The 12571-nt window shown below is 73.3% G+C and carries 12 protein-coding genes; 6 read left to right on the top strand and 6 right to left on the bottom strand.

What is annotated here, in order from left to right; all coding sequences use genetic code 11:
* Window positions 1-67 precede the first annotated feature (67 nt).
* The 5 genes from OG624_RS21165 to OG624_RS21145 all read left to right on the top strand — a co-directional run bounded on the left by OG624_RS21165 (window position 68) and on the right by OG624_RS21145 (window position 5262).
* A complete protein-coding gene (locus tag OG624_RS21165; protein WP_030014634.1) occupies window positions 68-607 on the top strand; it encodes a bacterial proteasome activator family protein in 540 nt (179 codons plus the stop codon).
* Between the two features lie 326 nt (window positions 608-933).
* Window positions 934-1833, top strand: coding sequence for an NTP transferase domain-containing protein (locus tag OG624_RS21160; RefSeq protein ID WP_033214816.1), 900 nt, complete (start codon window positions 934-936; stop codon window positions 1831-1833).
* A complete protein-coding gene (locus tag OG624_RS21155; RefSeq protein WP_033214817.1) occupies window positions 1830-3170 on the top strand; it encodes a molybdopterin molybdotransferase MoeA in 1341 nt (446 codons plus the stop codon). The genes OG624_RS21160 and OG624_RS21155 overlap by 4 nt, the downstream gene beginning before the upstream one ends.
* Window positions 3158-4258 (top strand): potassium channel family protein, encoded by a 1101-nt coding sequence (locus tag OG624_RS21150; RefSeq protein ID WP_078908957.1) that lies wholly within the window; start codon window positions 3158-3160, stop codon window positions 4256-4258. Before OG624_RS21155 ends, OG624_RS21150 begins: the two co-directional genes overlap by 13 nt.
* A 26-nt stretch (window positions 4259-4284) precedes the next feature.
* Window positions 4285-5262 carry an NAD(P)H-quinone oxidoreductase gene (locus OG624_RS21145; RefSeq protein ID WP_033214821.1) on the top strand — a complete coding sequence of 326 codons (978 nt, stop codon included), beginning with the start codon at window positions 4285-4287 and terminating at the stop codon, window positions 5260-5262.
* Between the two features lie 138 nt (window positions 5263-5400).
* Here OG624_RS21145 and OG624_RS21140 read toward each other — a convergent pair whose 3' ends face one another.
* Genes OG624_RS21140 through pdhA form a run of 3 tightly spaced genes read right to left on the bottom strand, consistent with a single transcriptional unit; the run spans window position 5401 to window position 8872 of the window.
* On the bottom strand, window positions 5401-6717 hold the full coding sequence (locus OG624_RS21140; RefSeq protein WP_033214824.1) for a dihydrolipoamide acetyltransferase family protein: 1317 nt from the start codon (window positions 6715-6717) through the stop codon (window positions 5401-5403).
* The gene (locus OG624_RS21135; protein ID WP_202508004.1) at window positions 6717-7685 is read right to left on the bottom strand and encodes an alpha-ketoacid dehydrogenase subunit beta; all 969 of its coding nucleotides are present in this window, start codon (window positions 7683-7685) and stop codon (window positions 6717-6719) included. Before OG624_RS21135 ends, OG624_RS21140 begins: the two co-directional genes overlap by 1 nt.
* Window positions 7686-7735: 50 nt before the next feature.
* Window positions 7736-8872 carry a pyruvate dehydrogenase (acetyl-transferring) E1 component subunit alpha gene (gene pdhA, locus OG624_RS21130; protein WP_030755153.1) on the bottom strand — a complete coding sequence of 379 codons (1137 nt, stop codon included), beginning with the start codon at window positions 8870-8872 and terminating at the stop codon, window positions 7736-7738.
* A 178-nt stretch (window positions 8873-9050) separates the two neighbouring features.
* Between pdhA and OG624_RS21125 the strand changes: the two genes are divergently transcribed.
* Window positions 9051-9614, top strand: coding sequence for an Lrp/AsnC family transcriptional regulator (locus OG624_RS21125; RefSeq protein ID WP_371588120.1), 564 nt, complete (start codon window positions 9051-9053; stop codon window positions 9612-9614).
* A gap of 21 nt (window positions 9615-9635) precedes the next feature.
* Here OG624_RS21125 and OG624_RS21120 read toward each other — a convergent pair whose 3' ends face one another.
* From OG624_RS21120 to OG624_RS21110, 3 genes are read right to left on the bottom strand one after another with little or no spacing between them, the layout of a single operon-like run.
* Window positions 9636-10256 (bottom strand): barstar family protein, encoded by a 621-nt coding sequence (locus tag OG624_RS21120; RefSeq protein WP_051762405.1) that lies wholly within the window; start codon window positions 10254-10256, stop codon window positions 9636-9638.
* A 41-nt stretch (window positions 10257-10297) separates the two neighbouring features.
* Window positions 10298-10900: a TetR/AcrR family transcriptional regulator gene (locus OG624_RS21115; protein ID WP_033214832.1), complete on the bottom strand. Its 603-nt coding sequence runs from the start codon at window positions 10898-10900 to the stop codon at window positions 10298-10300.
* Window positions 10897-12456 carry a 3-hydroxyacyl-CoA dehydrogenase gene (locus OG624_RS21110; protein WP_051762407.1) on the bottom strand — a complete coding sequence of 520 codons (1560 nt, stop codon included), beginning with the start codon at window positions 12454-12456 and terminating at the stop codon, window positions 10897-10899. Before OG624_RS21110 ends, OG624_RS21115 begins: the two co-directional genes overlap by 4 nt.
* Between the last annotated feature and the right edge of the window lie 115 nt (window positions 12457-12571).

The following is a 12571-nucleotide window of genomic DNA, read 5'->3' as shown; positions in this document are numbered from 1 at the left end:
ACAGGGTGGATCACGACTGTACGGGGGCACACCGTGTGAGTACGGAGGTGTGCGAGAGAATGACGGCATGGAGATGCCGAGGAGTGAACGGTCGCAGGACAGCCCCCCGCACGTCCTGATCGTGGGACAGGACGGGACGGCGGTCGGCGACGCCGATGACGAGTCGCGCGAGGTCCCGGTGACGGAAATGGTCGAACAGCCCGCCAAGGTCATGCGGATCGGCAGCATGATCAAGCAACTCCTGGAAGAGGTACGTGCCGCGCCTCTCGACGAGGCGAGCCGGGTCCGGCTCAAGGACATCCATGCCGCCTCCGTCAAGGAGCTGGAGGACGGCCTGGCCCCGGAGCTCGTGGAGGAACTGGAGCGCCTGTCCCTTCCGTTCACCGAGGAGGCCATCCCCTCCGAGGCCGAACTGCGGATCGCCCAGGCCCAGTTGGTGGGCTGGCTGGAAGGCCTCTTCCACGGCATCCAGACGGCCCTGTTCGCACAGCAGATGGCGGCGCGGGCCCAGTTGGAGCAGATGCGCCGTGCCCTCCCGCCGGGCGGGCCGCACGACGACGACGAGGACGGCGGCCACGGGGCGATCCGCTCGGGCCCCTACCTCTAGCCCTCCGGCGACCAGCGCACTGCGGGTCCGGCCCCCGCCCCACGGCGAGGCCCGGACCCGCTTCCGCGTCGCCCCCCTCAGCCCCGCCAGCACGCTCTTTCAGCCTCGCCGGCGCGCTGTTTCAGCCTCGCCGGCGTTTGAGGCGCTCCCTCACCCCCACCGGCACCCGAGCCGCTGTTTCAGCCTCGCCGGCGTTTGAGGCGCGGGGGTCCGGGGGCAGCGCCCCCGGGAACGGCGCCGCACCCGGCATCCGGCCACGCCGCGGCACCCACGGTCCGCCAGGTCCGGCTCCCGGCCGGGGACATGGCCGCCGCATACTCAAGGGCATGAGCTACGACGCGATCGTGCTGGCCGGCGGCGCCGCTCGGCGACTCGGCGGGGCCGACAAGCCCGCGCTGAGCGTCGGCGGCCGCGCACTCCTCGACCGCGTCCTCGACGCCTGCCCGGACGCCCGGACCACCGTCGTCGTCGGCGATCGCCGCGCCACCGCGCGCCCGGTCCACTGGACCCGCGAGGACCCGCCCGGCGGCGGCCCCGTGGCCGCACTGGACGCCGGGCTGCGCCGGACCACCGCCGAGCTGGTCCTCGTACTCTCCGCCGACCTGCCCTTCCTCGACCGGGAGACCGTACGGGCCCTGCTGACGGCCCCGTCCGCGCCCACGGCCCCCGGCAGGGACGCGGCCCCCGGCAGGGACGGGGCGATGCTGCGGGACCCCGACGGCCGGGACCAGCCGCTGGTCGCCGCCTATCGGGCCGAGCCGCTGCGCCGCGAGATCGCCCTGCTCGCCGCCGAGCACGGCACCCTCACCGGTCTCCCGCTGCGCGCGCTCACCGCCGAACTGGACCTCGCCCGCGTCACCTCCCGGCCACTCGCCTCCTTCGACTGCGACACCTGGGACGATCTCGCCGCCGCCCGCGCCCGGATCAGGGAGCATGGAAGCGTGCTGGAGCAATGGATCACCGCCGTCAAGAGCGAGCTGGGCATCGACCTCACCGTCGACACCAAGGCCCTGCTCGACCTCGCCCGGGACGCCGCCCACGGCGTCGCCCGGCCCGCCGCCCCCCTGACCACCTTCCTGGTCGGCTACGCGGCCGCCCACGCCGCCGCCACCGGCGCCGACCCCGCCCAAGCCGTCGCCGAGGCCTCCCGCAAGGCGGCCGACCTGGCGCTGCGCTGGGCCGACGAGGCAGCGGCCGACTCCGCCGAACAGAACGGCTCCGGATGACCCCCACGAACTCCGCCGAGCAGGCCCTCGACGAGGCCCTGGCGCTGGTCAGTCGCGTCCCCGAAGGCGGCGCCGGCGATCGCTCGGCCCCTGCGGGCGGCGGCGGCACGGGCGCCCACCGCGCGACCGGCTGGCAGCGGGCCCGGGACACCGCCGCCCGCGCCGGGAACGGGGTGCGGCCCCGTACCCACCGGGTGCCCCTCGCGGCCGCCCTCGGCGAGGTACTGGCCGCCCCCTTGGACGCGCTCACCGACCTGCCGTCCTTCGACACCTCGGCCATGGACGGCTGGGCCGTCGCGGGCCCCGGCCCCTGGAGTGTGCGCGCCGGCGGCGGTGTCCTGGCCGGCTCCGAGCGACCGGAGCCCCTGACGGACGGCGAGGCCGTACGGATCGCCACCGGCGCCCGGATCCCCGCCGACGCCACCGCCGTCATCCGCAGCGAGCACTGCCGCGAGGCCGGCGCCCAGCTCTTCGCCGACCGGCCCGTCCTCACCGGCCAGGACATCCGCCCGCGGGGCCAGGAGTGCCGCTCCGGCGACCTGCTGCTGCCCGCCGGCTCCCTGGTCACCCCGGCCGTCCTGGGACTCGCCGCGGCCGCCGGGTACGACGAGCTGACCACCCGGCCGCGCCCGCGCGTGGAGATCCTCGTCCTCGGCGACGAGTTGCTCACCGAGGGCCTCCCGCACGAGGGTCTGGTCCGCGACGCCCTCAGCCCGATGCTCGGGCCCTGGATCGACCGCCTCGGCGCCGAGGTCATCGGCACACGGCGGCTCGGCGACGACCCGGCGGGGGCCGCGGCCCTGCTGGAGGCGGTCACCACCAGCACCGCCGATGTCCTCGTCACCACGGGCGGCACCGCCGCCGGACCCGTCGACCACGTCCACCCGGTACTGCGCGAGGCCGGCGCCGAACTGCTGGTCGACGGGGTGGCGGTGCGCCCCGGGCACCCCATGCTGCTGGCCCGCGTCGGGGCCGGGACGCCCGAGGGATCGGCGGTGCGCCATGTCGTCGGGCTGCCCGGAAACCCGCTGGCCGCCGTCTCCGGGCTGCTGACCCTCGCCGAACCGCTGCTGCGTGCCCTCGCCGGCCGCCGCAGGCGCCCCCGCTACACGGCGCCGGTGCAGGGCGACGTACCCGGCCACCCGTACGACACGCGGCTGGTGCCGGTCCTGCTGAGCGACGAGCACGCGGTGCCGCTGCGCTACCACGGACCTGCGATGCTGCGGGGTGTGGCCGCCGCCGACGCGCTGGCCGTCGTACCGCCCAAAGGCGCGCGGTCCGGACAGGAACTGGAGATTCTCGATCTGCCCTGGGCTTCTGGAGGATGTTTCACGTGAAACTGCACGGCCAGGACTCCATGGCCCGCGGCGCCGACGAGAAACTCGTCTCCCGGCGCATCAAGCTGCCCAGACGCGTCGTCGAGGCTCCGCTGAGCCAGGTCGGCAAGCGTCTGCTGATGGCCCTGTTCGTGCTCTTCCTCACGGTGTTCGTCGTGTGGCTGGACCGGGGCGGCTACCACGACAACGCCAACGAGCAGGTCGATCTCCTCGACTGCTTCTACTACGCGACGGTGACGCTGTCCACGACCGGCTACGGCGACATCGTGCCGTACAGCGACAGCGCACGCCTGATCAACATTCTGGTGATCACGCCCCTGCGCGTGCTGTTCCTGATCATCCTGGTCGGTACCACCCTGGAAGTCCTGACGGAACGGACGAGGGAAGAGTGGCGGCTCAAGCGCTGGAGGAAGAACTTGCGTGAGCACACGGTCGTCGTCGGCTTCGGCACGAAGGGCCGTTCGGCCCTTCTGACGCTGCTGGCCACCGGCCTCTCCAAGGAACAGGTCGTCATCGTCGACCCCAGCGCCAAGGTGATCGACACGGCCAACGCGGAGGGGTTCACCGGCGTGGTCGGCGACGCCACCCGCTCCGACGTCCTGCTCCGCGCCGAGCTGCAGAAAGCCCGTCAGATCGTCATCGCCACCCAGCGGGACGACACGGCGGTCCTGGTCACCCTGACCGCCCGGCAGCTCAACCGCGGGGCGAAGATCGTCGCGGCGGTGCGCGAGGAGGAGAACGCCCCGCTGCTGCGCCAGTCCGGGGCCGATGCCGTCATCACGAGCGCGAGCGCGGCCGGTCGACTGCTGGGCCTGTCGGTGCTCAGTCCGAGCGCGGGCACCGTGATGGAGGACCTGATCCAGCAGGGCAGCGGGCTCGACCTCATCGAACGCCCCGCCCGCAAGGCCGAGGTCGGCAAGTCGGTACGGGACACCGAGGACCTGGTGGTGAGCGTGCTGCGCGGACACCGGCTGCTCGCGTACGACGACCCGCACGCGAGCCCGATCCAGCTGACGGACCGTCTCATCACCATCGTGCGGGCGGTACCGCCCACGTCGCCCGCCGTGCGGCTGGGTCCTGCCGAGTAGCCGCGCCGTGGCGTAGCCTCCGGGCCATGCATGCGATCACCATCGAGCAGCCCGGCGGCCCCGAGGCCCTCGTCTGGGCCGACGTACCCGATCCGGTGCCCGGCGAGGGCGAGGTCCTCGTCGAGGTCGCGGCGAGCGCCGTGAACCGCGCCGACGTACTCCAGCGACAGGGGTTCTACGATCCGCCGCCCGGCGCCTCGCGCCATCCGGGGCTGGAGTGCTCCGGGCGGATCGCCGCGTTGGGGCCGGGGGTCTCCGGCTGGTCCGTGGGCGACGAGGTGTGCGCCCTGCTGGCCGGCGGCGGCTACGCGGAGCGGGTGGCCGTGCCGGCGGGCCAGTTGCTGCCGGTCCCGGCGGGCGTGGACCTGGTGACGGCGGCCGCACTGCCCGAGGTCGTCACGACGGTGTGGTCCAACGTCTTCATGGTGGCCGGACTGCGGCCCGGCGAGACCTTGCTGGTGCACGGCGGGTCCAGTGGGATCGGGACGATGGCGATCCAGCTGGCGAAGGCGGTGGGCGCGACGGTCGCCGTGACGGCGGGCGGCCCGGAGAAGCTGGCGCGCTGCAAGGAGCTGGGCGCGGACATCCTGATCGACTACCGCGAGCAGGACTTCGTGGCCGAGCTGCGCGAGGCGACGGGCGGGGCCGGGGCGGACGTGATCCTGGACATCATGGGCGCCAAGTACCTCGCCCGGAACGTGGACGCGCTGGCCGTGAACGGGCGGCTCGCGGTGATCGGGCTCCAGGGCGGGGTGAAGGCCGAGCTGAACCTCGGCGCGCTGCTGGCCAAGCGGGCGGCGATCACCGCCACCTCGCTGCGGGCCCGCCCGCTGGAGGAGAAGGCGGCCATCGTCGCCGCCGTACGCGAGCACGTGTGGCCGCTGCTGGCCGCCGGACGGATCCGCCCGGTGGTCCACGCGACGTTCCCGATGGCCGAGGCGGCCGAGGCCCACCGCGTGCTGGAGTCCAGCAGCCACGTGGGCAAGCTGCTGCTCACGGTGTGAGAGCCGGGCGCGGCGCCGCTGCGGGGCTCCGCCCCCGGACCCCCGGTCCTCAAACGCCGGACGGGCTGAAATTCAGCCCCGCCGGCGTTTGAGGCGCGGGGTCCGGGGCGGAGCCCCAGGACATCCGGCCGCGCCGAGCTACAGGCTGCGCAGCAGGACCGCCGGGGATTCGACGCAGTCGGCCACGTAGCGCAGGAAGCCGCCCGCCGTGCCGCCGTCGCAGACCCGGTGGTCGAAGGTCAGCGACAGCTGGACGACCTTGCGGACCGCCAGCTGACCCTCGTGCACCCAGGGCTTGTCGATGATCCGGCCCACGCCCAGCATCGCCGCCTCGGGGTGGTTGATGATCGGCGTGGAGCCGTCGACCCCGAACACCCCGTAGTTGTTCAGGGTGAAGGTGCCGCCGGTCAGATCGGCCGGAGCCAGCTTCCCGGCCCGGGCGAGCTCCGTCAGCCGGGCGAACTCCGCCGACAGGGACTCCGGGTTGCGGTGCTGCGCGTCCCGGACCACCGGCACCACCAGGCCCCGCTCGGTCTGCGCGGCGAAGCCCAGGTGCACCGACGGGAGCCGGACGATCTCCTTGGCCGCCAGGTCCACGGTGGAGTTGAGCTCCGGGTACTTGGCCAGCGCGGCCGTGCAGATCCGGGCCAGCAGCGCGAGCACCGAGATCTTGGGCCCGCCCACCGCGTTCATCGCGGCCCGGGCGGCCATCAGCTCGGTGGCGTCGGCGTCGACCCAGCAGGTGGCGTCCGGGATCTCCCGGCGGCTGCGCGACAGCTTCTCGGCGACCGCACCACGCACGCCCTTGAGCGGGATCCGCTCGCCCTGCGCCGCCACCGCCGGGGCCACCGGGGCGGCCGGGGCCGGCTCGGGCGCCCGCAGCGCGGCCAGCGCCGCCTCGACGTCGGCCCGCAGGATCAGCCCCTCGGGCCCCGACCCCTTCAGTGCGCGCAGGTCGACCCCGCCGTCCTTGGCCAGCTTGCGCACCAGCGGCGAGATCACGGGCACCGGACCGGCGGACACCACCGGGGCGGCCGGGGCGACCGGGGCCACCACGACGGGCGCCGAGACCGCGGCGGTGACGGGTCGCACCCGTCGCCGACGCGCCGGGCGCGAGTGGTCCTCGCCGTAACCGATCAGGGGTCGGGGCACGTTGCCGGAGCCCTCGGCCTCGGCCGCCTGCGCGGCCGGGGCCTCCGGGAGCGACGACGCCCCCACCGCCACGGTGATCAGCGGTGCTCCGACGGGCAGTTCCGTGCCCTCCTCCCCGAAACGGGCGGTGACGACACCGCCGTAGGGGCACGGAACCTCCACCATCGCCTTGGCCGTCTCGACCTCGACCACCGGCTGGTCGATGGCGACGACATCGCCCACCGCGACCAGCCAGCGGACGATCTCGGCCTCGGTCAGGCCCTCCCCGAGATCGGGAAGCTTGAATTCCATTACCTGCGGCATCAGTTCTCCCACTGCAGGCGTGCCACGGTGTCCAGGATCCGGTCCACACCCGGCAGGTGGTGCTTCTCCAGCATCGGCGGCGGGTAGGGGATGTCGAAGCCCGTCACCCGCAGCACCGGCGCCTCCAGGTGGTGGAAGCAGCGCTCGGTGACACGGGCGGCGATCTCCGCGCCCGGTCCGCCGAAGCCGCCGGCCTCGTGGACCACCACCGCGCGACCGGTGCGACGTACGGACTCCACGACCGTCTGCTCGTCGAAGGGGACGAGGGAGCGCAGGTCGACGACCTCCAGGTCCCAGCCCTCCTCGCGCGCCGCCTCGGCCGCCTCCAGGCACACCGGGAGCGAGGGTCCGTAGGTGATCAAGGTCGCGCTCGTGCCGGCGCGCCGGACCAGCGCCTTGCCGATGCCGGGAACGACCGTCGGCGCCTCGGGACGCCAGTCGGCCTTCGACCAGTAGAGCCGCTTGGGCTCCAGGAAGACCACCGGGTCGTCGCTCGCGATCGACGCGCGCAGCAGCCCGTACGCGTCCTCGACCGTCGCCGGGGTGACCACCGTCAGGCCGGGCGTGGCCACGTAGTACGCCTCGGAGGAGTCGCAGTGGTGCTCCACACCGCCGATCCCGCCGCCGTAGGGCACGCGGATGGTGATCGGCAGCGGCATCGCGCCGCGGGTGCGGTTGCGCATCTTCGCCACGTGCGAGATCAGCTGCTCGAACGCCGGGTAGGCGAAGGCGTCGAACTGCATCTCCACCACCGGCCGCAGCCCGTACATGGCCATGCCGACCGCCGCGCCCAGGATGCCCGCCTCGGCGAGGGGGGTGTCCGTGCAGCGCTCCTCGCCGAACTCCTTCGCGAGGCCGTCCGTGATCCGGAAGACCCCGCCCAGCGTCCCGACGTCCTCGCCCATGACGTGGACCGTCGGGTCCTCGGCCATCGCGTCGCGCATCGCGCGGGTGAGCGCCTGCGCCATCGTCGCGGGCTTGGCCCCCGTCTTCGCGGACTTCGCCGCCGCCACCGTCGTCACGCCTGGTCCTCGGCTTCCAGCTCTGCGCGCAGCATGGCCGCCTGCTCCCGCAGGCGGTCCGTCTGCTCCGCGTACACGTGCGCGAACAGGTCCATCGGGTCCACCACCGGGTCCGCGTTCATCCCCTCGCGGAGCGCCGCGGCCATCACCTCGGCGTCCTCGCGCACCGCCTGGATCGCCGCTTCGTCGATGATCCCGCGGGCGGTCAGCTCACGCTCCAGCAGGTCGACCGGGTCGTGTGCCTTCCAGGCCTCGACCTCGGCGTCACCGCGGTAGCGGGTCGCGTCGTCGGCGTTCGTGTGGGCCTCCATCCGGTACGTGACGGCCTCGATGAGGGTCGGGCCACCACCGGACCGGGCCCGCCGGACCGCCTCGGTCAGCACCTCGTGCATGGCGGCGATGTCGTTGCCGTCGACGAGCCGGCCGGGCATCCCGTACCCCACGGCCTTGTGGGCGAGGGTGGGGGCGGCGGTCTGCTTGGCGAGCGGGACGGATATCGCGAAGCCGTTGTTCTGCACGAGGAAGACGACCGGGGCCTGCCAGACGGCGGCGAAGTTCAGCGCCTCGTGGAAGTCGCCCTCGCTGGTGCCGCCGTCGCCGACCATGGCGAGCGCGACGACGTCGTCGCCGCGCAGTCGGGCCGCGTGCGCCAGGCCCACCGCGTGCGGCAGCTGGGTGGCGAGCGGGGTCGAGAGCGGGGCTATGCGGTGCTCACGCGGGTCGTATCCGGTGTGCCAGTCGCCGCGCAGCAGGGTCAGCGCCTGGACGGGGTCCAGTCCGCGCGCCACGGCCGCCAGGGTGTCGCGGTAGCTCGGGAACAGCCAGTCCTGGTCCTCCAGGACCAGTGCGGCCGCGATCTCGCAGGCCTCCTGGCCGACGGTGGAGGGGTACACGGCGAGCCGGCCCTGCTTGGTGAGCGCCGTGGCCTGGGCGTTGTAGCGCCGGCCGCGCACCAGCTCGGCGTAGTAGCGGCGCATCAGCTCCGGGTCGAGCCGGTCCGCCGCCTCGGTGCCCAGTACCCGGTAGGGCTCGGGGTCCGGAAGCAGCGGAGCGGCGTCCGTACGGGGGCTCCAGGCGGGCGGCTGGGTGGAACGGTGGGACGCACCGGCACCGGGCAGCTCTTGGACCGTCATGGCGGCGTACACCTCCTCGTGGGAAGCGGGCAGGGGGTGCCCCGGATGTGAGGCCCCTCACCTACCGATTGTTCGGTTGTCCGCGCAATTTGGCTACAGGCGGCTCCAGGCTGTGGACAAACGGGCGCCGGGGCCCTGGGATGGATGCAGGACGTCCAGGAGAGGGAGGCATCGGGCAATGCCGGATGAACAAATGGCCGGAACGGGTTCCGCACCGGCGACGCCGGGGGGCGCCCCGGGAGCCACATCAGGCCCGCCCGTCGCACCCCGCCCCCTGGATCCGATCGACCGGTCGATCATGCGGCTGCTCCAGGCGGACGGCCGGGCGTCGATACGGTCGGTGGCGGAGCAGGTGCACGTCTCACGGGCGAACGCCTACGCCCGGATCAACCGGCTCATCGACGACGGGGTGATCCGCGGGTTCACGGCGCGCGTCAACCACGAGCGCGCGGGTCAGGGCGCGTCCGCCTACATCACCTTGAAGATCGTCCAGAACTCCTGGCGCACGGTCCGCGAGCAGCTGCGCGAGCTCCCGGGCGCGGCGCACATCGCGCTGGTCAGCGGCGATTTCGACGTCCTGCTGCTGGTGCACACCCCGGACAACCGGACCCTGCGCGAGCTGGTCCTGACCCGGCTCCAGGCCATCCCGGAGGTCCTCTCGACGCGCACCCTGCTGGTCTTCGAGGAAACGGATCTCCTCTCCCCGGGCCCGGGGAGCGGTCCGACGATCGCGGAGGAGTAGGCCCGCGCTGGGCCGAACGCGCTACGCGGGAATTCTGGCCGCCGGGGCCCGGGGCCCGTCGACCGGCGGCCACACCGGGTCACCGCCGGGCCAGTCGACGTCGGTCAGGGTGACGAGCAGCCGCCCGTCGACCACCGCCTCGCGCAGGTCCTCGTCCCAGGACACGACCTTCCGGGCGAACGCGGCGGGCTCGGTGCGGTCCAGCAGGAGGACGAAGTGCAGGGCGAAGGGATCTCGCCACTCGTCCGGGTCCCCGTCCGCGTCGACCATGAAGTTCGCCCGCCACGCGCCCCGGGCCAGGGTGGAGACGAAGACCCCGAGGAAGTCCGCGCCGAGCAGGTCGTCGGCGGCGTCGATGATCACGGCGACGTCCTGCTTGCCGTGCCCGGGGCCGTGCCAGTCGCCGAGGCAGTCGACCATCGCGTCCCAGTTGTGGCCGAAGTAGCCGAGGAAGCCCAGCTCACGGGCGAAGGTCCGGTAGAGGCAGGCCTCCGTGTCCAGTTCGCCGCCGGCGATCCGCAGCACCAGCCCGTCCCGCGCGAGCAGGTCGGCCTCCGCCCGCGCCACCCAGGGATCGCCGGCGCGGGTGAAGGTGACCCAGGGGGAGCGGCGTTCGGTGAGGGAGGGGAGGAAGGTGCTCATGCGGCATGCTCGCACCCCGGCCGGCCGGGGTGCGGCGCGGGTCAGGAGGTCGGCGGGTGGGGGGTGGTGCGCAGGCCGTCGAAGGCCATGTGGACGACCGAGTCCGCGAGCTGGTCGATGCCTGTGCCCGAGTGCGGGCGGTACCACTCGACCAGGGAGTTGACCATGCCGAAGAGCAGCCGGGTGGCCAGGCGTATGTCCACGTCGGCCCGCAGGTCGCCCTCCGCCGCGGCGGCCTTCAGCAGGTCCGCGACCTGGTGGTCGAACTCGCGGCGGCGCTCCAGCGCCCAGCGCTCGGTGCGGGTGTTGCCGCGCACGCGCAGCAGCAGCGTGACGTACGGCAGCTCGCCGACCAGGACCTCGACCGTGCGGCGCGTGACGTACTCGACGCGCTCGACCGCCCGGCCGCGTACCGCGCCCGGCTCGTCCAGGATCCCGAAGAGCCCGTCCAGGGCGCGGCTGACGGCGCGCCGCAGCAGTTCCTCCTTGCCCGCGACGTGGTGATAGATCGAGGACTTCGAGATGCCCGCGGCCTTGGAGAGGTGCTCCATGGAGGTGCCGTCGTAGCCGCGCTCGTTGAAGACCTGGACGGCCACGGACAGCAGGGTCTCGGGGGTGTAAGTGTCCCGCTTGGCCGTCGTCATTCGTTCTCCCCCGTGTCGCCCGTGTCGCCCTGGTCGGCCTGGTCGCCGTCGTCGCCGGCTTCGTCGCCGTCCTCGTAGCCCAGTTTGAACAGGGCGAGGGAGGGCGCGTAGCGGCCGCCGGGGACGCGTTCGTCGAGGTTGTGCAGCAGGTCGTAGGCCCAGTCCTGGCCGAGCCGGTCGTGCCATTCGGTCGGCCCCACCGGGTAGTTGACGCCGAGCCGCATCGCCGTGTCGATGTCCTCGGCGGAGGCCGCGCCACGGGCGACGGCGTCGGCCGTGAGGTCGATCAGCATGGCGACGGTCCGTGCGACGATCATGCCGGGGACGTCGCCGATCACGGAGACCTGCTTGCCCAGCTTCTGGAAGAGGCCGATCGCCTCGGCGAGGGTCCGCTCACCGGTGTCCGCGCTCGCGGAGAGCGCGATGCGGGTGGCGCCGCGGTAGTCCAGCGCGAGGTCGAAGTAGACGACGTCCGCGAACTCCACGGAGGTCTTGCCGTCCGCGAGGACCAGCTGGCCCTCGCCGGGCAGCTGGATGTACGGGCCGCCCTGCTCGGTGGCCACGACCGCGATCCCGGCCTCCTCCAGCAGGTCCACCAGGTCGGCGGCGGGCCCGAGGTCACCGACGACGGTGACCTTCGCCGGGGCCTCCTCGGGCGCGGCGGTGTGCGGCAGCGCGGGCTCGGCGTCCGGACCGTACGGGTACCAGCCGTGCCCGCTCTTGCGGCCGAGGCGGCCCGACTGGACGAGGCGGCGCTGGGCCAAGGAGGGGGTGAACTTCGGGCTGCGGAAGAAGGACTCCCACACCGAGCGGGTCACGGCCTCGTTGACGTCCTGGCCGATCAGGTCGGTCAGCTGGAAGGGGCCCATCTTGAAGCCGCCGCTCTCGCGGAGCACGGCGTCGATGGTGGCCGGGTCGGCGCCCTGCTCCTCGTACACCGCGAAGGCCTCGGCGTAGAAGGGGCGGGCGATCCGGTTGACGATGAACCCGGGGGTGTCGGCGCAGCGGACCGGCGTCTTCCCCCAGTCGAGGACGGTGCGGTACGCGAGCTCGGCGGCGGCCGGGTCGGTCGCGAAACCGCTGACCACCTCGACGAGCGGGAGCAGCGGGGCCGGGTTGAAGAAGTGCAGGCCGAGGAAGCGGCCGGGGTGCGCGAGAGAGGCGCCGAGCTCGGTGACGGAGAGGGAGGAGGTGTTGGTCGCCAGCAGCGCGTCCGGCGCGACCACCTCTTCGAGGGCGGCGAAGAGCGTCTGCTTCACGGTGACGTTCTCGACCACCGCCTCGATGACGAGGGCGGCCTCGGCGAGGTCCGTGAGGTCGCCGGCCGCGGCGATCCGGCCGATCGCTTCCTCCGCCTCGGCGCGGTCCAGCCGGCCCTTGGCGGCCATCCGCTCGACCCGGTCCTGGACGAAACCGACGCCGTCGGCGGCGAGCGCGGCGTTGATGTCGTAGATCAGCACGCGGTGACCTGCGAGAAGGGCGACCTGGGCGATGCCCTGTCCCATGGTGCCGGCGCCGACGACCGCCACAGTGCGGGACCGCTCGATTGCTGTCATGCCCTGATCCTCCCGCACACACTTGTCCACAGGTCCGCCGGGCCCTCTTGTCCCGACCGATCGTTCGGTTACTCTAACTCCAGTCTGCTCTTCTTCGCCCGGCTCAACGAGGAGT

Source organism: Streptomyces virginiae (assembly GCF_041432505.1).
Lineage (GTDB): Bacteria > Actinomycetota > Actinomycetes > Streptomycetales > Streptomycetaceae > Streptomyces > Streptomyces virginiae_A.
This window is presented reverse-complemented; position numbering and strand designations above follow the sequence as displayed.

What these genes read in the sequence shown, in the direction of transcription:
- OG624_RS21165 (WP_030014634.1), top strand. Translation starts at nt 68, where the DNA reads ATGGAGATGCCGAGGAGTGAACGGTCGCAGGACAGCCCCCCGCACGTC.
- OG624_RS21160 (WP_033214816.1), top strand. Translation starts at nt 934, where the DNA reads ATGAGCTACGACGCGATCGTGCTGGCCGGCGGCGCCGCTCGGCGACTC.
- OG624_RS21155 (WP_033214817.1), top strand. Translation starts at nt 1,830, where the DNA reads ATGACCCCCACGAACTCCGCCGAGCAGGCCCTCGACGAGGCCCTGGCG.
- OG624_RS21150 (WP_078908957.1), top strand. Translation starts at nt 3,158, where the DNA reads ATGTTTCACGTGAAACTGCACGGCCAGGACTCCATGGCCCGCGGCGCC.
- OG624_RS21145 (WP_033214821.1), top strand. Translation starts at nt 4,285, where the DNA reads ATGCATGCGATCACCATCGAGCAGCCCGGCGGCCCCGAGGCCCTCGTC.
- OG624_RS21140 (WP_033214824.1), bottom strand. Translation starts at nt 6,717, where the DNA reads ATGCCGCAGGTAATGGAATTCAAGCTTCCCGATCTCGGGGAGGGCCTG.
- OG624_RS21135 (WP_202508004.1), bottom strand. Translation starts at nt 7,685, where the DNA reads ATGGCGCAGGCGCTCACCCGCGCGATGCGCGACGCGATGGCCGAGGAC.
- pdhA (WP_030755153.1), bottom strand. Translation starts at nt 8,872, where the DNA reads ATGACGGTCCAAGAGCTGCCCGGTGCCGGTGCGTCCCACCGTTCCACC.
- OG624_RS21125 (WP_371588120.1), top strand. Translation starts at nt 9,051, where the DNA reads ATGCCGGATGAACAAATGGCCGGAACGGGTTCCGCACCGGCGACGCCG.
- OG624_RS21120 (WP_051762405.1), bottom strand. Translation starts at nt 10,256, where the DNA reads ATGAGCACCTTCCTCCCCTCCCTCACCGAACGCCGCTCCCCCTGGGTC.
- OG624_RS21115 (WP_033214832.1), bottom strand. Translation starts at nt 10,900, where the DNA reads ATGACGACGGCCAAGCGGGACACTTACACCCCCGAGACCCTGCTGTCC.
- OG624_RS21110 (WP_051762407.1), bottom strand. Translation starts at nt 12,456, where the DNA reads ATGACAGCAATCGAGCGGTCCCGCACTGTGGCGGTCGTCGGCGCCGGC.